This is a genomic window from Candidatus Methylomirabilota bacterium (assembly GCA_035709005.1).
Taxonomy (GTDB): Bacteria; Methylomirabilota; Methylomirabilia; order Rokubacteriales; family CSP1-6; genus 40CM-4-69-5.
Genome location: DASTFB010000134.1, coordinates 1 through 26,018 on the forward strand (window position 1 = coordinate 1; position 26,018 = coordinate 26,018).

At 70.5% G+C, this 26,018-nt stretch carries 20 protein-coding genes; 8 read left to right on the top strand and 12 right to left on the bottom strand.

Going from position 1 to position 26,018, the window contains the following annotated elements; translation table 11 throughout:
- From VFR64_22770 to VFR64_22780, 3 genes are all read right to left on the bottom strand, one after another.
- Window positions 1–2,606 (bottom strand): efflux RND transporter permease subunit (locus VFR64_22770; protein ID HET9492558.1); only part of this gene is annotated, 2,606 nt, incomplete at its 3' end.
- Between the two features lie 44 nt (window positions 2,607–2,650).
- A complete protein-coding gene (locus VFR64_22775; GenBank protein HET9492559.1) occupies window positions 2,651–3,928 on the bottom strand; it encodes an efflux RND transporter periplasmic adaptor subunit in 1,278 nt (425 codons plus the stop codon).
- Entirely contained in the window at window positions 3,925–4,386 is a 462-nt protein-coding gene (locus VFR64_22780; protein ID HET9492560.1) for a MarR family transcriptional regulator, read from the bottom strand. Before VFR64_22780 ends, VFR64_22775 begins: the two co-directional genes overlap by 4 nt.
- 139 nt (window positions 4,387–4,525) lie before the next feature.
- Between VFR64_22780 and VFR64_22785 the strand changes: the two genes are divergently transcribed.
- The 6 genes from VFR64_22785 (at window position 4,526) to VFR64_22810 (ending at window position 11,808) form a co-directional block, all read left to right on the top strand.
- Entirely contained in the window at window positions 4,526–7,465 is a 2,940-nt protein-coding gene (locus VFR64_22785) for an SBBP repeat-containing protein (GenBank protein HET9492561.1), read from the top strand.
- A 108-nt stretch (window positions 7,466–7,573) separates the two neighbouring features.
- A complete protein-coding gene (locus VFR64_22790; GenBank protein ID HET9492562.1) occupies window positions 7,574–8,539 on the top strand; it encodes a peptidyl-alpha-hydroxyglycine alpha-amidating lyase family protein in 966 nt (321 codons plus the stop codon).
- A gap of 5 nt (window positions 8,540–8,544) precedes the next feature.
- Window positions 8,545–9,318: an SDR family oxidoreductase gene (locus VFR64_22795; GenBank protein HET9492563.1), complete on the top strand. Its 774-nt coding sequence runs from the start codon at window positions 8,545–8,547 to the stop codon at window positions 9,316–9,318.
- Window positions 9,319–9,373: 55 nt separating this feature from the next.
- Window positions 9,374–10,126 (top strand): SDR family oxidoreductase, encoded by a 753-nt coding sequence (locus VFR64_22800; GenBank protein ID HET9492564.1) that lies wholly within the window; start codon window positions 9,374–9,376, stop codon window positions 10,124–10,126.
- 33 nt (window positions 10,127–10,159) lie between these two features.
- The gene (locus VFR64_22805; GenBank protein HET9492565.1) at window positions 10,160–10,576 is read left to right on the top strand and encodes a PPOX class F420-dependent oxidoreductase; all 417 of its coding nucleotides are present in this window, start codon (window positions 10,160–10,162) and stop codon (window positions 10,574–10,576) included.
- Between the two features lie 2 nt (window positions 10,577–10,578).
- Window positions 10,579–11,808, top strand: coding sequence for an alpha/beta hydrolase (locus VFR64_22810; protein HET9492566.1), 1,230 nt, complete (start codon window positions 10,579–10,581; stop codon window positions 11,806–11,808).
- Here VFR64_22810 and VFR64_22815 read toward each other — a convergent pair.
- The 5 genes from VFR64_22815 to VFR64_22835 all read right to left on the bottom strand — a co-directional run bounded on the left by VFR64_22815 (window position 11,792) and on the right by VFR64_22835 (window position 18,632).
- On the bottom strand, window positions 11,792–13,267 hold the full coding sequence (locus VFR64_22815; GenBank protein ID HET9492567.1) for an efflux transporter outer membrane subunit: 1,476 nt from the start codon (window positions 13,265–13,267) through the stop codon (window positions 11,792–11,794). The two genes, VFR64_22810 and VFR64_22815, sit on opposite strands and share 17 nt — an antisense overlap.
- Window positions 13,264–16,425 (bottom strand): efflux RND transporter permease subunit, encoded by a 3,162-nt coding sequence (locus VFR64_22820; protein HET9492568.1) that lies wholly within the window; start codon window positions 16,423–16,425, stop codon window positions 13,264–13,266. The genes VFR64_22815 and VFR64_22820 overlap by 4 nt, the downstream gene beginning before the upstream one ends.
- A 6-nt stretch (window positions 16,426–16,431) precedes the next feature.
- The gene (locus VFR64_22825) at window positions 16,432–17,520 is read right to left on the bottom strand and encodes an efflux RND transporter periplasmic adaptor subunit (GenBank protein HET9492569.1); all 1,089 of its coding nucleotides are present in this window, start codon (window positions 17,518–17,520) and stop codon (window positions 16,432–16,434) included.
- A 261-nt stretch (window positions 17,521–17,781) separates the two neighbouring features.
- Window positions 17,782–18,255, bottom strand: coding sequence for a VOC family protein (locus tag VFR64_22830; protein ID HET9492570.1), 474 nt, complete (start codon window positions 18,253–18,255; stop codon window positions 17,782–17,784).
- Complete coding sequence (locus VFR64_22835; GenBank protein HET9492571.1) at window positions 18,252–18,632, bottom strand: VOC family protein; 381 nt, start codon at window positions 18,630–18,632, stop codon at window positions 18,252–18,254. The genes VFR64_22830 and VFR64_22835 overlap by 4 nt, the downstream gene beginning before the upstream one ends.
- 71 nt (window positions 18,633–18,703) lie before the next feature.
- Between VFR64_22835 and VFR64_22840 the strand changes: the two genes are divergently transcribed.
- A complete protein-coding gene (locus VFR64_22840; protein ID HET9492572.1) occupies window positions 18,704–19,255 on the top strand; it encodes a maleylpyruvate isomerase N-terminal domain-containing protein in 552 nt (183 codons plus the stop codon).
- Here VFR64_22840 and VFR64_22845 read toward each other — a convergent pair.
- Window positions 19,209–19,976: an SDR family oxidoreductase gene (locus VFR64_22845; GenBank protein HET9492573.1), complete on the bottom strand. Its 768-nt coding sequence runs from the start codon at window positions 19,974–19,976 to the stop codon at window positions 19,209–19,211. The two genes, VFR64_22840 and VFR64_22845, sit on opposite strands and share 47 nt — an antisense overlap.
- Window positions 19,976–20,362: a hypothetical protein gene (locus VFR64_22850; GenBank protein HET9492574.1), complete on the bottom strand. Its 387-nt coding sequence runs from the start codon at window positions 20,360–20,362 to the stop codon at window positions 19,976–19,978. The genes VFR64_22845 and VFR64_22850 overlap by 1 nt, the downstream gene beginning before the upstream one ends.
- Window positions 20,363–20,444: 82 nt before the next feature.
- Between VFR64_22850 and VFR64_22855 the strand changes: the two genes are divergently transcribed.
- Window positions 20,445–21,401, top strand: a complete 957-nt coding sequence (locus VFR64_22855) for a nitronate monooxygenase (GenBank protein HET9492575.1) — start codon at window positions 20,445–20,447, stop codon at window positions 21,399–21,401.
- Between the two features lie 610 nt (window positions 21,402–22,011).
- On the opposite strand, the gene VFR64_22860 is transcribed toward VFR64_22855, so the two are convergent.
- A complete protein-coding gene (locus VFR64_22860) occupies window positions 22,012–24,012 on the bottom strand; it encodes a hydantoinase B/oxoprolinase family protein (GenBank protein HET9492576.1) in 2,001 nt (666 codons plus the stop codon).
- The gene (locus VFR64_22865) at window positions 24,009–25,994 is read right to left on the bottom strand and encodes a hydantoinase/oxoprolinase family protein (protein ID HET9492577.1); all 1,986 of its coding nucleotides are present in this window, start codon (window positions 25,992–25,994) and stop codon (window positions 24,009–24,011) included. Before VFR64_22865 ends, VFR64_22860 begins: the two co-directional genes overlap by 4 nt.
- Window positions 25,995–26,018 lie beyond the last annotated feature (24 nt).

The following is a 26,018-nucleotide window of genomic DNA, read 5'->3' on the forward strand; positions in this document are numbered from 1 at the left end:
CCCGACAGGATCGTGAGCGGGTGGATGAAGCTCTCGTAGAGGATGCCGAGGATCAGGTAGATCACGAGGACGGTGATCAGGAGCAGCATCCCCTGCCCGCGCAGCGAATCCTGGAAGGCCTGGGCCGTGCCCTGGAAGGTCGCGTTCAGCGTCGCCGGCACCCGCAGCTCCCGCTGCACCGCCTCCACCTGCTTCACGGCGTCGCTCAGCGACACGCCCGGCCTCGTGTTGAAGGAGATCGTCACCGAGGGCAGCTGACCCAGGTGCGTCACCACCAGCGGCCCCAGGCCCGGCGTGAGCCGGGTGACGGCCTCGAGCGGCACCAGCCGGCCGTTGCTCGACCGCACGTTGAGCCGGGCCAGCGCGGTGGCGTCCTGCTGGTACTGCGGATCGACCTCCAGGATGACCCAGTACTGGTTGGACGGGGTGTAGATGGTCGAGACCTGGCGGGAGCCGTAGGCGGCGCCCAACGCGCTCTCGATCTGGTCGGCCGTCACCCCGAGCGCCGAGGACCGGTCACGGTCGATGTTGACGACGATCTGAGGGCTGGTGATCTGAAGGTCCGTGTTGACGTCCTGCAGCGCCGGGAGCTGGCGGAGTCGCTCGTGGAGGCGCGGTGCCCAGTGGTGCAACTCCTCCAGGTCGGCCCCCTGCAGCGTGTACTGGTAGACGGCCTTGGTGAGGTGGCCTCCGATGCGGATGGTGGGCAGCACCTGGGGATACACGCGGATGCCGGGGATCGCCGCCAGCTTGGGCCGCAGGTCGGCGATCAGCTCCTCCACCGGCGCGCGCTCGGACCGGGGCTTGAGCCGGACGAAGATCCGGCCCGTGTTCAAGGAGGTGCTGGAGCCGCTGGCCCCGATGAAGGACATGAACTGCTCCACGTACGGCTGTTGCCGGATGACGTCGGCCACCGCGCGCTGGTGGGCCATCATCGCTTCGAACGACACGTCCTGGGCGGCCTCGGTGAACGCGAAGATCGTGTTGTTGTCCTCGGTGGGGATGAAACCCTTGGGAATGGCCACGAACAGGTACGCGGTGAGCACGAGCGTGAGCCCGAGGACGGCCATGGTCGTGCGACGGTGGCGCAGCACCCACTGCAGCGATCCGTCGTAGGTCTTCAGCATCCCCGCGAAGAAGCGCTCGGACGCCCGGTACAGCCGGCTGCCCCCGTCGTGGGGCGGGCGGAGGTAGCGGCTGCACAGCATGGGCGTGAGCGTCAGGGACACCACCCCGGACACGATCACCGCCACGCCGATGACGACGGCGAACTCGTTGAGCAGCCGTCCCACCACGCCGCCCATGAACAGCACCGGGATGAAGACGGCGGCCAGGGACACGGTCATGGAGACGATGGTGAAGCCGATTTCCCGCGCCCCGTTGAGGGCGGCCTCCAGCCGACTCTCGCCCAGCTCCATGTGGCGGACGATGTTCTCCAGCATGACCACGGCGTCGTCGACCACGAAGCCCACGCACAGGGTCAGGGCCATGAGCGAGATGATGTCGATCGACAGCCCGAACAGGTACATGGCGGCGAACGTGCCGATGATCGAGAGCGGCACGGCCAGGCTGGGGATGATGGTGGCGGAAAGGTTGCGCAGGAAGAGGAAGATCACCATCACGACCAGGACAATGGTCAGGACCAGCGTGAACTGCACGTCGTGCACCGACTGCCGGATGGCCACCGAGCGGTCGTAGACCACCGTCAGCTTGACGGAAGCCGGCAGCTGGGTCTGGAACACGGGCAGGAGCTTGCGGATGCCGTCGACTACCTCGATGGTGTTCGTCCCCGGCTGGCGCTGGACGGCCAGGACCACGGCCCGGTCGTCGTTGAACCAGCTGGCTACCTTGTCCGTCTGAACGTCGTCGATGACGCGGCCCAGCTCCTCCAGCCGCACCGGCGAGCCGTTGCGGTAGGCCACGATGAGCGGGCGGTAGGCCGCCGCGTTGGTGAGCTGCCCCGTGGACTGCACGTTGACGGCCTGGTGGGGGCCGTAGAGCGTGCCGGTGGGCTTGTTCACGTTGGCGCGGGCGATGGCCTGCTCGACCTCGTCGATGCCGATGCCGCGGGCGGCCAGCGCCCGGGGGTCGACCTGCACGCGCACGGCGTACTTCTGGGAGCCGAACACCGTCACCTGGGCGACGCCGGCGATGGTCGAGATCCGCTGGGCCAGGTTGGTCTGCGCGTACTCGTCCACCGTGTACAGGGGCAAGGTGGGCGAGCTGAGCGCCATATAGAGGACCGGTTGATCCGCCGGGTTGACCTTCTGATACGTGGGCGGCGTCGGCATGCCCGGCGGCAGCAGCGGCGCCGCCTTGCTGATGGCTGCCTGCACGTCCTGGGCGGCGGCGTCGATGTCGCGGTCCAGCGTGAACTGGATGGTGATCTGGGCCACGCCGCGGGCGCTCGTCGACGTCATCGCGTCGATGCCGGCGATCGTGGTGAACTGCCGCTCCAGCGGCGTGGCGACCGCCGAGGCCATGGTCTCGGGGCTGGCTCCCGGCAACTGGGCGGTGACCTGGATGGTCGGAAAATCGACGTTGGGCAGATCGTTGACGGGCAGGCGCTGGTAGGCCATGAGCCCGAAGATCACGATGGCCGCCATGAGCAGCGTGGTGAGGACGGGACGCCGGATGAAGAGCGCCGGGCTCACGAGGGCCTCGGGGACTTGATCTCCACGCGGGCGCCCGGGACGAGACGGAGGTGGCCGTCGGTGACGACCTGCTCGCCGTCGGTGAGGCCCTCCTCGATGACGAGCTCCCCGGCCAGGCGCCGCCCCGGCTTGACCGGCCGCGACTCCACCGTGAGGTCGGGCTTCACCACGAAGACGAAGGGCCCGCGCTGCCCGGGCTGCACCGCCTGCGCCGGCACGACGACGGCCTGTTCCGTCGACAGCGTGAGCGCCACGTCGACGAACCGCCCGGGCCAGAGGGCGTTGTCGGTGTTGGGGAAGGTGGCCTTGAGCTGGATGGTGCCCGTGGTCGGATCCACCGTGTTGTTCAGGAAGGTCAGGGCCCCCACGGCGCGGCGCTGCCCGCCGTCGAGCACGGCCTCGACCTTGAGACCGCCCGCCGCCTGGAACCGCCCGATCGCCGAGAGGTACTGCTCGGGTACTGCGAACGACACGTAGATCGGCCGGATCTGCGCGATCACCACCAGGTCCCCCTCGTTGGCCTTGACGACGCTGCCGGCCTGGACGAGCAGGTTGCCCGTGCGGCCATCCATGGGGGCGCGGATCGTCGTGTAGGCCAGCTGCAGCCGCACCGTCTCCACCATCGCCTCGTTGGCCTTGATGGCGGCCCGGGCGTTCTCCATCATCGCTTCGGCGGCGCGCGCCGAGGCCCGGGCGTTTTCCACGGCGGCCCGGTCGGCCTGGACGGTGGCCTGCACCGCGGCCAGATTCGTCCGCACCTGGTCGTACTGCTCGCGGGCGACGAGCTCGCGCTGCACGAGCTCGCGGTAGCGCTCGTCCTGCACCCGCGCCATCTCGAGCTGGGCCAGGTCGCGCTCGAGGTTGGCCAGCGCCTGCGTCACCTCGGCCTGCCGTTGCCCCAGCGCCGCCTCGGCCTGGCGGAGCTGGGCCGTGTCCTTGGCGACGTTCGCGAGGGCCTGCCGTTCGGCGGCCTGAAACGGCCGCGGATCGATGGTGAACAGCAGATCGCCGCGCTTGACCTCCTGCCCCTCTTTGAAGTGCACCTCGGTGATCTGCCCCGCCACCTGCGGCCGCACGCTGACCATCGTGTAGGGCTGGACGTTGCCGACCGTCGAAACCTGAAGCGGCACCGCCTTGCGCTCCGCGGTGGCCACGCCCACCGGCACCGGCGGCGGCGCGGCCGGGCGGCTCTGGGCCTCGCCGGCGCGGTCGGAGCACGCGCTCGTCGTCAGGCTGGCCAGGGCCAGCACCAGCGCCGCCAGCCGCCGGCTCATGACCGGGCGGCCTCGGCCGCCGCGTCCACCAGGGCCTCCAGGCCGCGGAGCACCCGCTCCCGGTCGTCCACCGACATGCGGACGAGGACGCGCTCGAGGGCGCGCATGCGGATGGCGTGCAGCTCGTCCACCAGGGCCTTGCCCTCTCGGGTGAGCTCGAGCACGTACACCCGCCGATCGGCCGGATGATCGCCCCGGTGCATGAACTGCTTCTGCTCCAGCCGATCGACGATGTGGGTGATGGCGGGCAGCGTGACCCCGAAGGCCTTGGCCACTTCGCCCATCGGACAGCCCGGGTGATCCGCGACGTAGAACAAGACCTGCGACTGCGCGTACGTGAGGTCGAGCTCGGAGGCCCGCTGCCAGAGGAGCTGCCGGAACGTGGTGCTGCCCAGGGCGTTCAGCAGGTCGAGCAACCGCTGGGCCTCGGCCGACCGGCTCCGGAGACGTCGGGACATGGTGCTCAATCATGTACGCATTTAATAGTTTCGTCAATTAAGCTTATCGGCCCGTCATGGCCGTCTCTATGCCGTCTCTATGCCGTCTCTATCGGGTCATCCCTGGACGGCGGGTGTATCTGTCCGTAGGATGGCGGCGATGCGGTGGACCTGCCTCGGTGCAGGACTGGCGGCTGCAGTGCTCGCGGCTCCCGCCGCCGGCGCCGCGGCACCTCCCCGGCCGATCGTCTTCGAGGCCAACCAGGGACAGGCTGATCCCCGTGTAAAGTTCCTCTCACGCGGTCCCGGCTACGCGATCTTCGCGACCGACACCGAAGTGGTCCTGGCCGACCGGCGCGCAGGTCAGGTGGTCCGGGTTCGCCTTCAGGGAGCGCGCGGCAATCCGCAGATCGTCGGCCTGGGACCCCTGCCCGGCCGGAGCCACTATTTCATCGGCCGGAATCCCGCGCGCTGGCGCACGAATGTACCGACCTACGCCGGGGTCGCCTATCGCGATGCCTACCCCGGAATCGACGCCCGTTACAAGGCGGACAAGGGGTCGCGGATCGAGCAGGAGTTCATCGTCCGGCCCGGCGCGGATCCGTCGGCCATCGGGTTGGAGTTCGAAGGCGTCCAGACGACGAGCGTCGACGAGGCCGGTGATCTGGTTTTGGCCACGGCAGGGCGCGAGCTGCGGCTCAGCCGGCCAATCGCTTACCAGGAGATCGACGGGACGCAGCGCCGGATCCTGGCGGCCTGGAGCGTGCGCGGACCCGCGCATGCAGGCTTCGTGCTGGGACCGCACGATCGCTCGCATCCGCTGGTCATCGATCCAATCATCGCGTGGGCGACCCTCCTCGGAGGCGGCAACGACGACCAGGCCTTCGGCGTGGACACGGACGTCGTGGGCAACGTCTTCGTGGCCGGGGATACGGCCTCGGTCGACTTCCCGGTCGTCGGCACGTCCGCGCCGGTCGGTGGGATCGACGCGTTCGTCACCAAGCTCGACGTCAACGGCCAGGTCCTGCTCTACTCGGCATACATCGGTGGCACGGGGACCGACGGCAGCCGGGGCGTCGCCGTGGATGGCAGCGGCAACGCCTACGTGTCCGGGTTCACGGACTCGGACGACTTCCCCACTACGGCGGCCGGCTTTCAGGCGCTGCCCCAGGGCGACTTCGATGCCTTCGTGGTCAAGTTGGATCCCACCGGCCTCATCGCGTATGCCACGTTCCTGGGGGGCACCGGTACCGACACCGCCTTCGGCATCGCCGTCGACAGCCACGGCCGCGCCCACGTCACCGGCGGGACCCGGTCGCTCGATTTTCCCCGGGCGAACGCGCTGCAGTTCGATCCCGGTGGCGGCATCTGCGGCAGCCCGCCCGTCGATTGTCGCGACGTCTTCGTCACCCGCCTGAGCGCGGCGGGGGACGTCCTCGAGTACTCCACCTTCCTGGGCGGCAGCAGCGACGACGTCGCCAACGCCATCGCGCTGGACGGCAACGGCAATGCCTACGTGACCGGCTTCACCCTGTCGTCGGATTTCCCGACCACCCTCGGCAGCCTGCAGCCCTTGCCCGGGCCCGGGATCGAGGCGTTCGTCGCGCGCGTGGACGCCGACGCCGGCCTGGGCTGGGCCACCTACCTGGGGGGCGCCGGCGCGGACATCGGCAACGGGATCGCCGTCGGCGCCGCGGGCAGTCCGCACGTCGTGGGCAGCACGACCTCGACGAACTTCCCCGCGACCGGGGGCGACGTGTTCAGCGGCCTCACCGAGGGCTTCGCCGTCGAGCTGGACGCGACCGGCAGCACCGTCGCCTGGTCCCGAAACTTGGAAAGCGCCATCCCCACGGCGGTCGCCCTCGACGCCGGCGCCGATGTCCAGCTCGTCGCCAACCAGCTCGCGTGCACCGACCCCCAGCTCACGCCCCCGGGATGTCCGGAGTCGCATGTCGACGTCGTGGTCGACAAGCGCAGCGGCCTCAACGGCGACCGCCTCGACGTCATCAAATTCGGGGGATCGGGGAACCTCGCCGCCGGCCAGGATTTCGGTCAGGCCATCACCGTGGGCGTCGGCAGCGTGTGGGTCGCCGGCTTGACCATGGCGACTAATTTCCCGGCCACGCCGGGCGCGGTTCAGACCGGCAATCAGGGCGGAGCGGATGCCTTCGTGGTCCGGCTCACCGACCTGGCCGCGCCCGTCCCTGTAGAGGAGGACGACGACTGCTTCATCGCCACCGCGGCCTTCGGCTCGCCGCTGGCCGCCGAGGTGCAGACGCTGCGGCAGTTCCGCGACCGGGTGCTCCAGACCAACGTCGTGGGACGGGTCCTGGTCCGGGCCTACTACCGGCTGAGCCCGCCGGTGGCGCGTGCCGTCACGAGCGCGCCCGTCCTGGCCGCGGCGGTGCGTGGTCTGCTCCAGCCGGTCGCCCGCGGCGCCGGCCTCGCGCTCGACCGTCCCGGGCTCGCGGCGGCGCTGACGGCGCTGGGGCTCGTCGCGCTGGTGGGCCTGGGGACGAGAGCCGCCATCGGATCGCGGCGACTCACGACCGCGGTGATCGTCCTGGGGCTGGCGGGCTGCGCGCTGGTGACCGGCGCGCTCTTCTTCGGGCGCAGCGGGCCGCCGCCTGCCCGGAGGCACGAGGCGCAACCAGCCGGGGTACCGATCGTCACGAGCCACCCCACGCAGGACGCTGCGGCGAGGGCGAGCAAGCTCGGGCCCTCCGCTCGCCGACCGGTTGCCAGCCCGGTGGCCACCGCGACACCGCCGGCGATTCGCGATCTTGCCGCGCTCGCCGACAACGACCTTGCCGTGACGCTCCTCAATCCGCTGGCGCCGCGGCCCGCGCGACGCTGGCAAGTCACCTCCGACTTCATCGAGGGCGTGCTCGGCCCGGAGGGCTTCACGGTCACGGCGCCCCGCCTGGCCGGCCGGCTGGGCATCCGGGCCGGCGACGTGATCGTCAGCATCGACGATCATCCGCCCACGGGCCTGCTGGCCGTCGTCCTGCCGCTGCAGCGCGATCCCGACCGGGCCACGGTCGTCGTCGAGATCGACCGCGGAAGCCACCGGCTGGTCCAGTCGTACCGGGTGCGCTGAGCCCCGATCCACCCTCGCTTGACTCGATCGCGCGTTGCTCCCATAGTCTGAGCGCGCAGCGCGAACGCAGGCAGGGCGTGGAGGCCGATGATGGCGCAGGCAAGGACGATGGCGTACGGGGTCGTCGAGGGGTGGGAGCAGCTCCCCGCCGGCTGGGAACACCGCGACGTGGCCGGCGTGGCCGTGGACGGCGAGGATCGGGTCTACCTGATCTGTCGGGGGGATCACCCGGTCATCGTCTACGACAGCAAGGGCAACTTCCTCCGCTCGTGGGGCGAGGGCGAGTTCACCCTGCGCACGCACGGCATCACGGTCGGCCCCGACGGCACGATCTACTGCGCGGACGACGGCAATCACACGGTGCGGCAGTTCACCCCGAGCGGCAAGCTGCTGATGACCCTGGGCACCATGAACACGCCGTCCGACACCGGCTACGACGGCAAGAACACGGCCACGGCGACGCGGCCCGGCGGCCCCTTCAACCGGCCGACCAACCTGGCCGTCGGCCCCCAGGGCGATCTCTACGTCTCCGACGGTTACGGCAACTGCCGCGTGCACCGGTTCTCGCCCACCGGCGAGCTGAAGCGCTCGTGGGGCGTGGCCGGCGCCGGGCCCGGCGAGTTCTACCTGCCTCACGGCATCGCCGTGGCGGCGGACGGCCGGGTGTTCGTGTGTGACCGGGAGAACGACCGCATCCAGATCTTCGACCCCGACGGCCAGTACCTGAGCGAGTGGACCGATACCCGGCGCCCGACTCACCTGGTGTTCGACGCCCAGGGCCGGGCCTACGTCTCGGAGCTGTGGTGGCAGCCGGGCCAGACTTCCCGCCGCTATGGGCCGGCCGGAGAGACGCGCTCGGGCCGGGTCAGCGTGTTCGACCGCGACGGCCGGCTCCTCGCGCGCTGGGGCGGTCCCGATCCCGTCGCGGCCGGCAGCTTCGCGGCCCCGCACGGGATCGCCGTGGATTCGCGGGGCGACGTCTACGTGAGCGAGGTCACCTGGACGTTCGCCGGCAGCCGCGGCCACGTCCCGGCGGGTTGTCACACGTTCCAGAAGTTCGCGCCGAGATCCTGAGGGCCGTGCCCGATCAGCTGCGGGGCCGCGTCGCCCTCATCACCGGAGCCAGCCGCAACATCGGTCGCGCCGTCGCGCTGGCGTACGCCGCCGAGGGGGCGGACCTCGTCCTGAACACGCGCGTCAACCGCGAGGAGCTGGAGGGCGTCGCCGAGGAGTGCCGCAAGCGGGGCGCGCGGGTGGTCCCCGTGCTGGGCGACGTGGCCGACGCGGTCGCGGTGGAGGCGATGGTCAAGGAGGGCCTCGCCGCGCTGGGCGCCATCGACGTCCTGGTCTGCAACGCGGCCATCCGGCCCCACAAGGCCATCATGGAGACGTCGCTCGAAGACTGGCATCGCGTCCTCGGCGTCGACCTGCACTCGGCGTTCTACCTGGCCCGGGCCGTCGTCCCCGGCATGATCGAGCGCCGCCGGGGCTCCATCATCGCGCTGGGGGGAATGTCGGCGCTGACCGGGCGGCCGAACACGACGGCGGTCACCACGGCCAAGACGGGGCTCCTCGGCCTGGTGCGGGCGCTGGCGGCCGAGCTGGGGTCCTTCGGCATCCGCGCCAACATGGTGATCCCCGGGTTCATCGACACCGAGCGGCGCTACGCCGAGTGGTATCCCGAATTCCGCCAGGCCCCGCCCGGCGCGCCCGCGCAGCTCAAGCAGATCCCGCTGGGACGGCTGGGCCGCCCCGAGGACATCGCCGAGGCCTGCCTGTTCCTGGCCTCCGACGCCTCCGCCTACATCACCGGCGACACCATCCGCGTGATGGGCGGACGCATCATCGGCTGACGCGCGCTCCGGTCGTGGCCTTGCCCAGGGCGGGAGGAGTGATAGACTCCGCGCCATGGCTTCACCCGAGCGCATCGCGGTGGTCACCGGCGCGGGCTCCGGCATCGGCAAGGCCACCGCGCTCGCCCTGCTGCGCGAGGGGTGGGCGGTCGTGCTGGCCGGACGCCGCAAGGAGCTGCTGGAGGCCGTGGCCACGGAAGGCCGCCCCGGGCGCACGCTGGTGATGCCGACCGACGTCGGCGATCCCGCCGCCGTGCTGGCGCTGTTCGAGCGCACCCGGGAGGTCTTCGGGCGGCTCGACCTGCTGTTCAACAACGCCGGGACCGGCGCCCCGCCCGTGCCGCTGGAAGAGCTCACCTACGAGCAGTGGAAGGTGGTCGTGGACGCCAACCTCACCGGCCCGTTTCTCTGCACGCAGGAAGCCTTCAAGATCATGAAGAGCCAGACGCCGCGGGGCGGCCGTATCATCAACAACGGCTCGATCTCGGCGCACGCGCCGCGGCCGAACTCGGCCCCCTACACCGCCACCAAGCACGGCATCACCGGCCTGACCAAATCGACGTCGCTCGACGGCCGCAAGTACGACATCGCCTGCGGTCAGATCGACATCGGGAACGCCGACACCCCGCTGGCCGCCAAGATGAAGACCGGCATGCCCCAGGCTCACGGCGCCATCGTCCCCGAGCCCACCATGGACGTCCAGCACGTGGCCCGGGCGGTGGTCTACATGGCCAGCCTGCCGCTCGACGCCAACGTGCAGTTCCTCACGGTCATGGCGACGAAGATGCCGTTCATCGGCCGCGGATAGCCGGGACTCCGGCCGCGCTCAGGAGGTCCTCTCATGCCCATCAAATCGCTGCAGTCCGTGAAGAAGATTCTGGAAGACAAGGCCTACGGCCACGTGGTCACGACCAACCCCGACGGCCGCCCCCAGGTGACGATGGTGTGGCTGGACGTCGAGGGCGACGAGGTGCTGTTCAACACCGCGGAAGGGCGGCTCAAGGTGCGGAACCTGCGGCGCGACCCTCGCGTCATCGTGTCCGTGCAGGACCGCCACGATCCGCAGTCGGCCATCTACATCCACGGTAAGGCCACGGTGACCGAGGAGGGCGCCGACGCCCACATCGACAAGCTGGCCAAGCGCTTCCTGGGTGTCGACAAGTACCCGTTCCGGCGGCCCGGAGAAAAGCGCCTGATCGTGCGGATCACGCCCGAGCGGCTCGGCGGCTACGGCCCCAAGATGCAGCCCTGGACGTAGCCATGAGCGCGGGCGGCCCGATCACCCGCCGCTGGACCGAGCAGCGCTGGCTGCTCGACAACATCATCCGCTCGGTCGGGATGGACTGGGATCAGCCGCGCTCGCTCTACCTGTCGGCGCCGTGCGGCCCCGAGGCCAACGCCGACTTCGCGGGGCTGCGCCAGCGCATCACCCGCCTGGCCGACGCCTCGCCGGCCTTCGAGGCCGTGGCCCGCCGCCGGGAGGCCAAGGCCCAGGCCGCCGAGCAGGACGACCTTCTCGTGACGGCGCGGGACAACTACTTCATGGCTGCGATCCACTGGGGCGCCGCCCAGTGGCCGATCGACGAGAACGACGAGCAGAACCGCTTCTACAACAGCAAGAAGCGCGAGTGCTACACCGCCTACGCCCGGCTGGCCGACCACCACGTCGAGCCGGTATGGATCCCGTTCCGCGACGGCAAGTCCCTGCCCGCCTGGTTCCACCTGCCGCCCGGCTACCGGGGTGGGCGCATCCCCGTGGTGGTGGCCATCCCCGGCATGGACAGCTTCAAGGAGATGAGCGTCGCGCTCCACGGCGACCGCTGGCTGTCGCGGGGGCTGGCCGTGCTGGCGCTGGACGGCCCCGGCCAGTACGAGAGCCCCGCGCTGGAGATCTTCTTCAGCATGGAGGCCTGGATCGCCGCCGGCCCCAAGGTGGTGGAGTGGCTCACGAGCCGGCCGGAGATCGATCCGGCCCGCATCGGCGTGAGCGGCAACAGCTTCGGCTCGTTCTTCGGCACCCTGGTCGCGGCCCACGAGCCCCGCGTCCGCGCCGTGTCGGTCTCGGCCGTGTGCCACGAGCCGGGCTTCCACACCATCTTCGAGGAGGCCTCACCGACCTTCAAGATGCGCTTCATGTACATGTCCGGCATCACCGACGAGACCGAGTTCGACGCCTTCCGCAAGCGCATGACGTGGGAGGGCCACGCCGAGAAAATCCGCGCGCCCTATCTGTGCGTGGCCGGCGAGCACGACGAGCTCTCCCCGCTGGAGCACACGGAACGACTGATGCAGGCGCTGGCCGGACCCAAGCGCCTGGTGATCTATCAAGACTCCCGTCACTCCGTGGGCAACGTGCCCGCCGCCAACCTGGGGCCCTTCCCTCCCGTGCTGATGGCCGACTGGATGGTGGCGACGCTCAGCGGAAAGCCGTTCCCGAGCGAGAGATGGTACGTGGAGGCCAGCGGGCGAGTTGTCAAAACTCCCCTGTGACGGCGGAACGGTAGTCGCACCTCACGTGAACGGGGAGGTTTGGAGGGGGCGCGCCGAGTGCCCCCTCCAACTCGACAGTCTCCCAGCCCCCGCCGAGCGCCCGATAGAGTTGCACCACGGCCACCAGCTGGCCGAGTAGCGTTCGGCTCTCGGCCACCTCCGCGCCCAGCAGCGTGCGCTGGGTGTCGAGGACGTCCAGGTAGCTCGTGAGCCCGCTCGTGTAGCGGAACTCGGCGATGCTGACGGCCTCCCGGGAGGCCCGCACCGCCGCCGTTTGCTCGACCAGCGCTTCCCGGGCCTTGCCGTACGCGATCAGCGCATCCTCCACCTCACGAAAGGCCTGCTGGATCACCTGCTCATAGCGGAGGAGCGCTTCCCGCTGCTGGGCCTCCGTCAGGGCGAGATTGGCCCGGTTCCGCCCGGCGTTGAAGATCGGCACCGTCACCGTGGGCCCGAACTGCCAGATCCGCGACGGGCCCGTGAAGAGATCCGAGAGTGCGACGCTCTCGAATCCGAAGAACCCCGTCAAGCTGATCTGGGGGAAGAACGCGGCCCTGGCCACGCCGATGCGGGCGTTGGCGGCGACCAGGGCGTTCTCGGCCTGCCGGATGTCGGGGCGCCGCTCGAGGAGCGCCGACGGCAGGCCGACCGGCACGCTGGGCGGGAAGGTCTGTCCCGTCAGGGGCTGGCCCCGGGTGATGCTGCCCGGATCGCGGCCGAGCAGGACGCTGAGCTGATGCTCGGTCTGGGCGATCTGTCGCTGCAGATCGGGAACCTGGGCGGCGGCGCTGGCCAGCTCCGCCTCGGCCTGACGCAGGTCGAGCGCGGAGGTGAGCCCGGCCTCGAGCCGATCCCGAACCAGCTGGAGCGAGCTCTGACGGGAGACGATGTTCCGCCGCGTGGTGTCCAGCTCCATGTCGAGCTGACGCAGCCTCAGATAGGCGGTGGCGACGTCGCTGACGAGCGTCATCGCCACGGCGCGCCGGGCCTCCTCACTGGCCAGGAGCTCGGCCCGGGCGGCTTCGCTGGACCGGCGCAGGCGTCCCCACAGGTCGATCTCGAAAGCCAGATCCACGGTGGTGGCGAGCAGGTCCGTCTCGCCGCCCTGATCTCGGGGGGGCACGTTGTCGGAGAAGCGGTTGGTCGTCACGCTCCCCCCCGCGGTCACGTCCGGCAACTGGGCCGCCCGCGTGACGCCGAGCACGGCCCGGGCCTGGTCCACGCGCGTCACCGCGATGCGCAGGTCTCGGTTGGCCTCGAGCGCCGCATGCACCAGGCGGCGTAGCTCCTCGTCCTGGAACAGGTCCCACCAGGCCAGGTCCGCGAGGGAGGCCGCATCGGGGGCCGGCGGGCCGTCGCGCCAGGCCTCGGGCGTGGAGACCGCCGGTCGCCGGTAGTCAGGACCCAGCGTGCAGCCGGTCAGCAGGAGACCCAGAACGAGGGCGACGATCCACCTCATCGCTCGCCACCACCGGCGCCGGCGGGCTGCCAGGCCCGGTCAGCATGAAACGCCCCATTACCGTCCTCGCCATGCCCGCGCGCGACTCCGCCCACCGCCGGCGCCGCGGGCTCGCGCTCCTCACGGTCGGGCGCCGGCTGGTGCTGGGCCGCGATCAGCGAGTAGAACACCGGCACCACGAACAGGGTGAACAGCGTGCCCACGGTCATGCCCGCCACCAGGACCGTGCCGATGCTGTTGCGGGCCTCGGCGCCGGGCCCGGAGACCAGCACCAGCGGAAAGTGCCCGAAGACGGTGGCCGCCGACGTCATGAGGACGGGACGCAGGCGGGTCAGCGACGCCTCGCGCAGGGCGGCTGCCTTGGCCAGACCGCGGGCCTGCAGCGTGTTGGCGAACTCGACGATCAGGATGCCGTTCTTCGCGATCAGCCCTACCAGAGTGATCAGCCCCACCTGGGAGTAGATGTTGATCGTGGTGAGCTCGAGGAAGCTGAAGACCAGCGCGCCGGAGATCGCCAGCGGCACCGAGCCCAGCAACACGATCAGGGGATCGCGGAAGCTGCGGAACTGCGCCGCCAGCACCAGATAGATGAGAACCAGGGCGAAGGCCAGCGTGACGGCGAGGGCTGAGCTCTCGCGGCGGATCTGCCGCGACTCGCCCGCGTGATCCATGACGACGCCCGGTCCGCTGGCGGCGGCTGCGGCGGTTTCGAGGACCCGCAGCCCCTCTTCCTTGGTGACGTCCGGCTTGACGCCACCGAAGATCCGCACGGCATTCCGCTGCTGAAAGCGGTTCAAGGTGCGCGGTGCCGTGCTCGCCTCGATGTGCGTGAACGTCGACACCGGGACAAGCTGGCCGTTGGGCGTCCGGATCTTGAGGTCGAGCAGCGGGCCCACGGTGGCGCGGCCGTCGTCGCCGATCTGGGGAATGACCTTGTAGCTGCGGTCGAAGAAGTTGAACCGGTTCACGTAATTGCCACCGAGCAGCGTGCCGAGCTCCTGGCCGACGCTGGTCAGGTCGAGCCCCAGGTCGGCGATCCGCTCCCGGTCGAGGACCACGCGCGCCTCGGGCAGATCGATCTTGAGATCCGTCTCGACGTACAGGAACTTGCCGCTCTGCCAGCCGGCGGCCAGCACCGCCCCCACCGTGTCCAGCATCTGCTCGGCCGCGGCCGCGCTTTGCAGCACGAGCTCCACGTCGTACTGGCCGGGCGTGGGCAGGGGCGGATTGAGCCGCGGGAACACCCGCAGCCCCGGAATTTGCGACACCGCCCCGTAGACCTCACCGTACATTTCCTCGGTGGAGCGCTGCCGCTCCTTCCAGTCCTTGGCCACCAGACCGCCGAACCCACCCCAGGCCGCCGTCAAGGACCACATGAACCGGGTCTCGGGGAAGGCCGTGATCTTGCGGACGACGTTCAGCGACTCGCGGTTGGACGCCGCCAGCGTGGAGTCCGGCGACGCGTCGAGAAACAGGAAGATGTGCCCCTCGTCCTCCACCGGCGCCAGCTCGGTCCGCGAGAACATGTACAGCGGCCACGCCGCCACCATCACCAGCAGGGAGGTGGCGACGATCGCCCAGCGCATGGCCAGCGCGCCGTCGAGCAGCCGCGCGTAGGCCCGGCGCACGACGTCGAAGATGCGGTTGACCAGCGCCGTCAGGCGCCCCTCCTTGCCTTGCGGGTGCACTAAGTGCGCACTCATCATCGGCGACAGCGTGACGGCGACGACCCCCGACACGATGACCGCGGCGGCCAACGTCAGCGCGAACTCCAGGAACAGCGAACCCGTCAGGCCGCCCTGAAAGCCGATGGGGGCGTACACCACGGCCAGCGTGATGGTCATGGCGATGATGGGGCCGAGCAGCTCGCGCGCGCCGATCAGCGCCGCGTCCACACGCGACTTGCCTCCCCGGACGTGGCGCGCGACGTTCTCGACCACGACGATGGCGTCGTCCACGACGAGGCCCACCGACAGCACGATGGCCAGCATCGACAGGAGATTCAGGCTGAACCCCAGGGCGTACATCACCAGGCCGGCGCCGATGAGCGAGACGGGCATGGCCAGCAGCGGCACCAGCGCGGTGCGGATCGAGCCCATGAACAGGAACACCACCAGGCCGACGATGGCGATGGTCTCGCCCAGCGTCTTGGTGATCTCCTTGAGGGCGTCCTCCATGAAGACCGTGCCGTCGTACGCCACCTGCATGTCGATGTCGTTGGGGAGCGTCGGCCGGATGCGAGCCATCTCGTCGCGCAGGCGATGGGCCACGTCGATCTCATTCGAGCCGGGCAGGGGCCAGATCCCCAGGTAGACGGCCTCTCGCTCGCTGTACTTGGCGACCATGTCGGCCTCTTCGGCGCCGAGCTCGATCCGGGCGACGTCGCTCAGGCGGACGATGGCCCCGCCCCGATCGGCCACGATCAGGTCCTTGAACTCGTCGACCGACCGCAGATCGGTGTTGGCGAGCAGGTTGACCTGCACCATGTTGCCCTTCGTCCGGCCGACCGCGGCCAGGTAGTTGTTGCGACGCAGGGCCGCCTGCACGTCGCCGGGCGAGAGATTGAGGGCGGCCAGGCGATCGGGGTCGATCCAGACGCGCATGGCAATCTGCTGGCCGCCCTCGATGGTCACGCGCTGGACGCCGGCCAACGTCGAGAGCTGAGGCTGGAGCGCTCGCAAGAGCCAATCGGTGATGGCCGGGACGTCCCGCTCGGTGGACGTGAAGCTCAGGTAGAAGGTGGCGTACGGCCGATCGGCGCGTTGAATCTCCACCACCGGCGGCTCGGCTTCCTCCGGCAGCTCGGAGCGGACCTGCTGCAAGCGTGCGGTGACCTCGGCTAGTGCCGCCGTGCTGCTGTGGTTCAGCTTGAGACGGATCGTGACGGTGCTCTGCCCGGCGCGGCTCGTTGACTCGATGTAATCCACGCCGCTGATCTGGGCCACCACTCGCTCGATCGGCGTGGTCAGGAAGCCGCGCACGCTTTCGGCGCTCGCGCCGTAGTAGACCGTCGTGATCACCACCGACGAGCTCTCGATCTGCGGATACTGCTGTACGGGCAGGGTCGTCAGGGCCCGCCACCCCACCAGCAGGATCACCAGGTTGACGACCACGGCCAGCACCGGGTGCTTGATGAAGACATCGGTGAACGAGCGCACGGCCGCTTACCTCGTGGCTTCCGCGATGCTGACCAGCACCGCCTCGCGCAGCTTGAACGAGCCCGACGCCGCCACCCGCTCGCCGGCGGCCAGGCCCGTCTCGATGACGGCCTCGTCGCCCAGCATGGGGCCGCTCACCACCGGCCGCATCCGCGCCCGCGGCTTGCCGTCCTTGTCCGGGGCGATCACGAACACGTGATCGCCGCCCGGGCCCTTGCGCAGCGCGCTCACGGGGATGGCCACGGCCGCGCGCGCCGGACCGACGGGCACCCGCACGCGCACCGAAGCGCCGGGGGCCGGCGCGTGGGCGGCGGTGTCGAGCCGGGCCCGCACCGTGGCGTTGCGGGTGGTGGCGTCGACGCGCGAGTCGAGGGCGACGATGCGGGCCGGCCGGGCCGACGACTCGTCGCCGGCGACAATGTCGACGCGCTGGCCCACCCGCAGATGCGCAGCAACCTGCTGGGCCACGGTGAAATCGACGTGCACGGCGTCGTCGACGCCTTGCAGCGTCGTGAGCTGGGTGCCCTCGTTCAGGTACTGCCCGGGGTGCACGTCGGCCAGCCCCACGCGCGCCCGGAACGGGGCGCGGATCGTCTTGCGGGCAATGATGGCCCGCGTGCGCGCGACCTGGGCCAGCGCGACGTCGCGCTCTGCGCGGGCGCGATCCACCTCCAGCTCGGACACCGCGCGGTTCTGTCGCGCCCGCTGCATCCGCTCCAACGTGGTCGCGGCCAGGGCCCCCTGCGCCTCCTGGGCCGCCAGCTCCGCTTCCTCGACGGACACATCCAGCGCCACCAGCACGGCACCCGCTTCCACGATCTGACCGGGCGAGAACAGCACCCGGCGCACGGTCCCCGGCACTTCGTTGCGCAGGGTGATCGAGCGCAGAGCCAGCACCGTCCCGATCGACGTCGTCGTCGGGCGGTGCTCGATCGGCTTGGCCACGGCGACCGTCACCGATTCCATCGGTTCGGGCTGGTGGGCCGCCGCCGCATTGGCCTCCTGCATGGCGGCGTATTTCCACGCGGCGAGGCTACCGCCGATGGCGATCACCATCGCGAGCAACAACACGGATCCGATCAACCTACGACTCATGAACGGCGTCCTTTCCCTGCGCAATCGAGCCGCTGGCTTCTGATGACTACAGATGTCGGCGCGATCCGGATGGATTCAGGGCCTCGGGCGCGGGCTACTGACGAGGACTGCCTGTCACGAATCGGGCGTCACGATCATCCGGGAAGCGAGCGGAGTGCAAAGCCAAGACCAAGGAGCCCCGGCTTTGAACGACGAACACATCGCGCGCGCCGGCAACTTCGTGCGGGCATTGCGCCCGACGCGGGACGGGGCGTCCGGGTATCAGGCCCGACCAGCAGCCTTGGCCGCCGCGCGCTTCGTCAGCTCCTCCATCGAGAGATCGGTCTGGTGCGTGGCCACGTGCCAGACATGGCCGAAGGGATCCTCCAGGCTGCCCATCCGGTCGCCGTAGAACTGGTCGGCCACCGGCCTCAGGACTTTCGCGCCGACGGACACGGCCTGCTTGACCACGGCGTCCACGTCCTCCACGTATAGGTGAATGTGGACGGCGGAACCGCCGAACGACTTCGGGCTCCGGAAATTCATGTCCGGGTACTCGTCGGCCAGCATGATGCGGGAGCCTCCGATCTCGATCTCGGCGTGGCCGATGGTCCCGTTCGGCCCGGGCATGCGCATCACTTCCTTCGCCCCGAAGGCCTTCCGGTAGAAGTCGATGGCGCCGGCCGCCCCGGCGACGCTCAAGTAGGGCGTCACCGCATGGTACCCGTCGGGGATCGGCTTTACCTTGCCAGTCATGGCCGGCTCCCCGTCTCGGGCACGGTCATCACTTCCAGCAGGTGCCCGTTGGGATCCTCGAAGTAGAACCCCCGCCCGCCCCGGCGTCTGTTGATCCGGCCGTCGGTGTGGCTGTACGGGCCGCTGCCGTAGGCGAGGCCCCTGGCTTTCACCCGGCCGAAGATCGCGTCGAACTCCTCGTCGCTGACGTGGAAGGCATAGTGATGGCTCTCCTGGACGTCGGGCTCGTCGGCGAAGTCCAACGTGAGGCTTTCGTTGACCTGGACCTGCGCGAAGTGCCCCGGTCTGACCTCGAGGCCGAAGATCCCGGCGAAGAACTCGGCCGAGGCCATCTTGTCTTTGGCCGGCACGATCGTATGATCCAACCGAACCGTCATGGCGCACCTCCAGAACTGCCGAAAGTGTACTCCGGGGACGCAATCGCCGCCTTCACATCGAGGAGCCGGCGGTGTTTCAGTTAGTGATGCCCGCCACTGACCGTAGGGGTGCCCGGGCGCGCCTACTGGGCCGGCTCGACCGGGCCTGGACCGATTTCCGGGAATCCTATGCCGGCCTGCCGGAGGCGTCGCTGATGGAGCCGGGCGTGACCGGGGACTGGTCCGTGAAGGACGTCCTCGCGCATGTGATGACCTGGGAGGCGGAGGCGCTCAAGCACCTGCCCGTCGTCCTCGCGGGCGGCCGGCCGCCTCGCTACGCGCGATACGGCGGCATCGACGCGTTCAACGCCGAACAGACACGGGAGAATCGGCGCCTCTCATTGCCCGAGGTGCTGAGGCAACTCGACGACACGCACGCCCGCCTCGTCGAGCTGATCCGGCGCACGCCGGAGGCCCACGTCGCGCACCACACGCGCTTTCGCCGCCGCCTGCGCCTGGACACGTATGGTCACTACCCGGAGCACGCCGCCGCCATCCGCGCGTGGCGGCGGGTGAAGGGCCCGCGCCCGGCCACGCTCAATAGGCGGTCAGGCCGCCGTCGACGAGCAACGTCTGCCCGGTGATGTATGCCGCGCGAGGGCTGGCCAGGTAACAGACCGCCGCCGCCATCTCGTCGGCCGTGCCGAAGCGCCTGAGCGGCACCCGGTTGATCATGAGCTCCCGGCGCTGGGGGTCGGCGGCGTAGACCGCGGCCCGGGACGGCGTCTCCACCGTTCCCGGCGCCACCGCGTTGACCCGGATGCCGTGCCGCGCCCATTCGATGGCCAGCATGCGGGTCATCTGGATGATCCCGGCCTTGGCGATGCCGTAGGTGGAACGGTCGGCGATGCCGACCACGCCGTGGGTCGAGGCGATGCTGGTGATGCTGCCCGGCCGCCCGCTGCCGATCAGGTGACGACCCATCTGCTGGCTGAGGAAGAACGTCCCGCGCAGATTCACCCCGAGCACGTCGTCCCACTCGCTCTCGCTGACCTCGACCGCTGGTCGGGTCAGGGGAACCCCGGCATTGTTGACCAGGGCGTCGAGACCGCCGAAGGCGGTAAGTACCTCGCCCATGGCGTGCTGGATGCTGGATAGCGAGCGCAGGTCGAGGGCGACCGGGACCGCCCGCCCGCCCGCTTCGGTGATCGCCTTCACCGTGACCGTGAGGTCGTCCGGGCGCAGCTCGGAGACGGCCACGTCGAACCCATCGCGGGCCAGGGCCACCGCGGTGGCGGCTCCGATCCCGTACGAGGCGCCGCTGACGAAGGCCCGCGGCCGGGACGGCGAGCCCGGCGCCGCCATCAACGCTGAACGCTGAGGGCCCGGCCCCCGGTCAATTCCAGATAGGTGTACCACCAGCCTTCCCAGATGCGCACCTGCACGGACGTGTCGCCTTTCTCGAAGATCTGCGCCGTGGCGCCGGAGGCCGCCGTGGTGCCGACGTGACGCCAGCCGTTCGACTCCATCATCGCGCGCATCACGGTGGCCAGGCTGGTCGGCTCCAGGCGCCCCCGATAGATGACCTTGGCCGCCTTCACGGACGGCGACTCGATGACGGTGGACATGCTTGGCCGGTACTCGAGGCCACGCGGCACCGGGATGTCCTCGAACTCGCTACGCGCCTGGGGCATGGTTCCGCAACCGGCCAGCAACGCCGTGAGAATAAGCACGGGCAAAGGCTTTCGCATGGCGGCCATGCTATCGCACCGGCCCCGGCGCGGTCCAGGGCCCTTGACGTCGCGCCCACGTGCTGACGTAGTATTCCCGCCCATGTTGCAGACCCGCGTGACCCGGCTGCTCGGCATCGAACACCCGATCGCCTGCGGCGGCATGGCCGGACACACCAGTCCGGAGCTTGCCGCCGCCGTCTCGAACGGCGGCGGGCTGGGCATCCACGGCTGCAGCTTCCTGTCGCCCGAGCAGATCCGCCGCGACGCCGCCCGCATCCGCGAGCTGACCGAGCGGCCCTTCGGGCTCAACCTGCTCCTCTGCTTCGCCACCGACGAGCAGATCGGCGCCATCCTCGAGGCCCGACCCCCCGTCCTGTCGACCGCCTGGGGCGACCCGGCGATCACCACGGCCCGGGCCGCCGGGATCATCACGATCCATCAGGTCCATCGGGTCGACGAGGCTCGGCAGGCGGCGGGCGCCGGCGTCCAGGCCATCGTGGCCCAGGGCATGGAAGGCGGTGGTCACGTCTGGCACACGGCCACGCTGCCGCTGGTGCCCCAGGTCGCCGATGCGGTCCCCGATGTCCCGTTACTGGCCGCCGGCGGGATCGCGGACGGGCGGGGCGTCGCCGCGGCGATGATGCTGGGGGCCGACGGCGTGCTCATGGGCACGCGCTTCCTGGCCACCGACGAAGCGCCGATCCACGCCAACTACAAGAAGGCGATCCTGGAGGCCGACGACGCGGCGACGATCTTCACCGAGGTCGGGGACATCGCCCGGCAGCGGCAGTGGCCCGGCGCGATCGGCCGCGCGATCCGCAATCCGCTGATCGACCGGTGGCACGGGCGCGAGGAGGAGCTGCGGGCCACGGGTGGTGCCGTCGGCAAGGTCTTCGAAGACGCCAAGCGCGAGGGCCGTCGCGACGAGGCGCTCATGTTCGCCGGACAGGTGGCGGGGCTCATCCAGGACATCCGGCCCGCCGGCCGGGTCGTGCGAGACATCGTCGCCGAAGCCGAGGCGGTGTTGCGGGGTCGCCCGGCCAGGCTCCTCGCCTAGCCCCCCGGCCCCGGCGCCCGAACACCGGTTCCACGATGACCTTGCGCAAGCGGTAGCGACTGCGATGGCGCGCGCGCTTCAGCTCCTAGTCGGCTTGCTCGGCGGACTCAGGGGGTGACGGAGACTCCCCGAAATCGGGAGACTCTCCGAGAGCGCGTGGATGCAGGACGTCGATCGCCCAGCCGACATCCAGGCGCTCCCCCAGCCAGCCGGGGTAAGAAGTCCTTGGATGGATGTTCAGCCCCTGCGCAGCGTGGCCTGAGCGAAGCGCGTGCGCCGGGTCGGTCGGCACTGCGGCCGCCGGTGGAACTTCGGGAAGGAGCCGGCCGTCCGGCCACCGGAACCGAAGGGAGCCGTCGGGCTGCCGATCGACCTGAAAGCCTTCTTCGTGGACCGCTCCGTGTCTCACGCCAGGGGTGCACCGCACTCGAGGACGGACTGGCCGGGCGCATCGGCGTCCGCCAGGACTGCGGCGTCGACATGGACGACGACCTGGTAGCGCTCGCCCGGGTCCCCTGGATCGAGCCCGTGGTGCAGGGTTCAGATACACCCGTCAAGACCCAAAGCTCCTGCGACTTGGACGGTACTACTAGCCACCCGGCTCGGACCGCTAGAGGCTCTCGAGCAGGGGAACTTCCAGCTCGTCCAGCACCCGCTGATAGCTCTCCCGCAGCCGGACGTCGTCGACCAACTCCCCCCGGGCGCGGCTCCGCGCGCACGCCTCGATCAAGCGCGCCCGCACGAACTGTCGCGGCGACGGCGCCAGGCCCTCCGTCAACCGGTTGATCGCGCTCTGCAGCGCATCGGGCCAGTCGCGGTCATGGGCCAGCCGACTCGGCCCGAAGTCGAACCGCTGGCAGGCAGGCCGGACCGCTCGCCGCAGCTCGAGCGTCGCCGCCTCGTCGGTGTGCCCGTCCACGATGGCGACACCGTAGTGCTGGCGGGCCTGCTCCGGGGAGACCAGGCCGTCGAGCACGTCGGCCAACACTAAAGCCGGGTCGCGGGCGAATGGATCGCCGAAGCCGCCGCCGCCCGCCGTCTCGACGGCCAGCGTCGAGCGGGGCGGCAGGCGTAGGACGTCGATCTTCCCGAGCTCAGTACACGAGCCGTCGCCGGCCACCAGCGTCGTGCGGCCGTTGGCGCCGGGCCGCCCACCTTCCCGGCCCCACGGCTGGAAGACGTAGCGCTCCATGCCCCGCGAGGTGAGCACCGCTTCCGGCGGCAGGACCGTCAAGACGTACGTGAGCCCCAGGCCTCCGCGGAACCTGCCGGCGCCGCCGGAATCGGGGCGTAGCCCGTAGCGCTCGACGATCAGCGGCATGTCGGACTCCAGAACCTCGGTCGGGATGTTGCGGTAGAACCCGGTGTTGAAATCCACGCCGTCGGTGCCGTCCATCGCGGGCCGCCCGCCCGAGCCGCCGACGAGGGGCTGCACGATGCTGACCCGCGAGCGGCCGGTCGAGAAGTCGGGCACGGCCACGAAGAGAATGGAGCCCTGCCCGCAGCCAGCCGCGGGAATCCGGTCGGGAATGGCCTGGGCCAGGGCGCCCATGATCACCTCGGCCACGCGGAAGAACGTCGCCTGCCGGGCGCCGCAGGGAGCGCCGGGCTCGGGGTTCAGCAGGCTGCCCGGCGACGCCACCAGCCGCACGGGTCGCACGAGGCCGGAGTTGTAGGTGATGTCGGGACTCACCGAGCGCAGGAAGTTCACGACGCCGATCACGATCAGATAGTGGCCATCCTGGCTGTAGGTCGGGATGTTGAGGGCCGCCCGCACCTGGGGATCGGTCTGGGAGAAGTCGAGCGTCAGCGCGCCGTCCCGCGCGACCAGCTCGAGCTTGATCCGCACCGGGCGGCCCCCGGGCACCACGTCGCCCTCCAGGTAGTCGGCGAAGCCGTACGTCCCGTCCGGGATGGTGCGGAACACCTGCCGGGCCTGCAGCTCGGCGTAGTCCAGCACGCCGGCCATGCCCGCGCGGACATTGTCCAGCCCCTCCTTGTCGATGAGGTCGAGCACGCGCCGGGCCGCCGTGTCGACCGCGCTCAGCAGGGCGCAGAGGTCGCCGCGGTTCTGGCGGGGGCTGCGGGAGTTGGCGGCCATGAGGGCCAGCAGCGCTTCGTTGAGCTCGCCCTGGGCGACCAGCCGGGTGGGCGGAATGATCAGGCCTTCCTGCAGCTGCTCACCGGCCGAGGGCTGCACGCTGCCCGGGGCCAGCCCGCCCACGTCGGTGAGGTGGACGAAGGCCACCGCATAGCACACCAGCTCGCCGCGATGGAACACGGGCCGCCACACGAAGTGATCGGGCAGATGCGTGACGAGGCCCCGGGTGGCCTCCGGATCGTTGCTGATGTAGACGTCGCCCTCGCGCGGTGGCCCCGAGGCCTGCAACGCCGCGCGCAGGGGCAGGCCCACGGCCAGCCAGATCCCCAGCCGTCGCGACGCCGCGAAGGCCTCACCGTCCGGGGTGGCCAGCGTGACCACGAAGTCCTGCGTCTCCTTGATGAACACCGTGTGGGCCGCGCGCATGATCATCTGGCCGGCTTCATCGACGATCCCCTGGAACAGGTTCTTGTAGACCTCGAGCATGACGGGCTCGAGCGCCGGCGTCATCGCTTCTCCCCCACGATGTTGAGCCAGGAATCGACCGTGATGCGAAAGCCGGGCGGGACGACCACCGTCGTGTCGTACTGGACGATGATCGCGGGGCCGGCCAGCGACGCGCCGGGCGTGAGCTCGCGGCGGCGGTGAACGCTGGCCGTGAGCTCGCGGCCATCGAGCATGATGGCACGCCGACGATCCGGAGGCGTCAGGCGGCCCTCGGCGCCGTCGGCGTGCGGCGCCAGCCGGTCGGGCCGGGCCACCGCCCCCACCGCCTGCACCCTGAGATTGATCACCTCCACCGCGCCGCTGTCATCGGCGAAGCCGTAGACGGCGTGGTGGCGGGCCCGAAGCAGCTCCGGCAGCTCCTGCAGGCCGGCCCGGCCCCCCTGACGGAGCGTCACCGTGAGCTCGAACGATTGGCCCTGGTAGCGCGCGTCGGCCGACCGGACGAGCTGACGATCGCGCGCCGCCACGCCCTCCTCCTCGAGCCAGGCTCCCGCCGCGCGCTCGAGCTCGTCCAGCACCGAGGTCAGGCGCTCGAGGGAGGGCTCGTCCAAATGGGCGTAGACAGTCCTCACGTAATCGGCTCGCAGGTCGGCGACCAGGCACCCCAGAGCGCACAGCGTCCCGGGACTGGGCGGCACGATGACCGTGTCGATCCCGACCTCCCGGGCGAGCAGGAACGCGTGCGTGGGGCCGGCCCCGCCGTACGCGAGCAAAGCGAATTCCCGGTGATCGACGCCGTGCTGGGCCATGAGGGGCAGGAACTCGGCGTACATGTTGGCCGTGGCCACGCGCAGGATGCCGGCCGCGACCTGCGCCGGCCCGAGCCCCAGACGCTGGCCGAGATCGGCGAGGGCGCGCTCGGCGAGCTCGCGCGACAGGGGCAGCCGGCCGCCCAGGAAGCCCTCCGGATCGATGAGTCCGCTGAGGACGTAGGCGTCGGTGACAGTGGCCTCCTTGCCGCCTCGCCCGTAGCAGGCCGGGCCGGGGTCGGCGCCCGCGCTGTGCGGGCCGACCTTCAGTACGCCGGCGCCGTCGGCCCAGGCGATGGAGCCGCCGCCGGCGCCGATGGAGGTCACGTCGACGGCGGGAACGATGAGCGGGAAATCCCCGACATGGCTCTCGGTGGAATAGCCCACGGCACCGTCGACGATCGAGATGTCGGCGCTGGTCCCGCCCATGTCCAGCGCGATCAGCTTGCGCCGCCCGGTGAGCCGGCCGAGGTGGGCGGCCGCGATCACGCCGGCGGCGGGGCCGCTCAGCACGGTCTCGATGGGCGCCCGGGCCGCCTGGCGGGCGGTCGTGACGCCGCCGTTGGACTTCGTGCTCAGCAGGGGGCAGACCAGGCCCAGCGCGGTGAGCTCGCGCTGCAGGCCGGCGAAGTAGTCGCGCAGGCGCGGGCCGATGTGCGCGTTCATCACCGTGACCAGGGCCCGCTCGTACTCGCGCTGCTGGGGCCAGACCTCCGAGGACGTACACACGTAGAGGTCGGAGAAGGCGCGACGGACGGCCGCCGCGGCTTGCTCCTCGTGCGCGGGGTTGCGGTAGGCGTGCAGGAAGCAGATCGCCAGCGCCTCGACGCCTGCTGCCCGCAGCTCGGCGGCGGCCTGCACCGCCTGCTCGACGTCCAGCGGCCGGTAGATCCGTCCGTTGGTGAGGATGCGCTCCCTGACCTCCCGCACGTGGCGACGAGGCACCAGCGGGCGCGGGCGCTCGGCATAGAAGCTGGGCGCGCCGGGCAGGCGCAGCCGGCGGATCTCCAGCACGTCCCGGAAGCCCTCGGTCACCAGCAGCCCCGTCGGCGCGCCGGAGCGCTGGATGAGCGTGTTGAGGCCGAGCGTGCTGCCGTGCACGAACGAGGCGACGTCTCCCGGGGCCACGCCCTCGCGCGCCAGCAACTCACGCAGGCCCTCGAGGATCGCCCGCTCGGGCTCAGCCGGCCGCGACGGTGTCTTGGCGCCGACGAACGCGCCGGTCGTCTCGTCCATCAGGACGAGATCCGTGAAGGTGCC

Excerpts from the sequence above, each read along its gene's own strand:
- VFR64_22775 (HET9492559.1), bottom strand. The coding sequence starts at position 3,928 with ATGAGCCGGCGGCTGGCGGCGCTGGTGCTGGCCCTGGCCAGCCTGACG.
- VFR64_22780 (HET9492560.1), bottom strand. The coding sequence starts at position 4,386 with ATGTCCCGACGTCTCCGGAGCCGGTCGGCCGAGGCCCAGCGGTTGCTC.
- VFR64_22785 (HET9492561.1), top strand. The coding sequence starts at position 4,526 with ATGCGGTGGACCTGCCTCGGTGCAGGACTGGCGGCTGCAGTGCTCGCG.
- VFR64_22790 (HET9492562.1), top strand. The coding sequence starts at position 7,574 with ATGGCGTACGGGGTCGTCGAGGGGTGGGAGCAGCTCCCCGCCGGCTGG.
- VFR64_22800 (HET9492564.1), top strand. The coding sequence starts at position 9,374 with ATGGCTTCACCCGAGCGCATCGCGGTGGTCACCGGCGCGGGCTCCGGC.
- VFR64_22805 (HET9492565.1), top strand. The coding sequence starts at position 10,160 with ATGCCCATCAAATCGCTGCAGTCCGTGAAGAAGATTCTGGAAGACAAG.
- VFR64_22810 (HET9492566.1), top strand. The coding sequence starts at position 10,579 with ATGAGCGCGGGCGGCCCGATCACCCGCCGCTGGACCGAGCAGCGCTGG.
- VFR64_22815 (HET9492567.1), bottom strand. The coding sequence starts at position 13,267 with ATGAGGTGGATCGTCGCCCTCGTTCTGGGTCTCCTGCTGACCGGCTGC.
- VFR64_22825 (HET9492569.1), bottom strand. The coding sequence starts at position 17,520 with ATGAGTCGTAGGTTGATCGGATCCGTGTTGTTGCTCGCGATGGTGATC.
- VFR64_22830 (HET9492570.1), bottom strand. The coding sequence starts at position 18,255 with ATGACTGGCAAGGTAAAGCCGATCCCCGACGGGTACCATGCGGTGACG.
- VFR64_22835 (HET9492571.1), bottom strand. The coding sequence starts at position 18,632 with ATGACGGTTCGGTTGGATCATACGATCGTGCCGGCCAAAGACAAGATG.
- VFR64_22845 (HET9492573.1), bottom strand. The coding sequence starts at position 19,976 with ATGGCGGCGCCGGGCTCGCCGTCCCGGCCGCGGGCCTTCGTCAGCGGC.
- VFR64_22850 (HET9492574.1), bottom strand. The coding sequence starts at position 20,362 with ATGCGAAAGCCTTTGCCCGTGCTTATTCTCACGGCGTTGCTGGCCGGT.
- VFR64_22855 (HET9492575.1), top strand. The coding sequence starts at position 20,445 with ATGTTGCAGACCCGCGTGACCCGGCTGCTCGGCATCGAACACCCGATC.
- VFR64_22860 (HET9492576.1), bottom strand. The coding sequence starts at position 24,012 with ATGACGCCGGCGCTCGAGCCCGTCATGCTCGAGGTCTACAAGAACCTG.
- VFR64_22865 (HET9492577.1), bottom strand. The coding sequence starts at position 25,994 with ATGGACGAGACGACCGGCGCGTTCGTCGGCGCCAAGACACCGTCGCGG.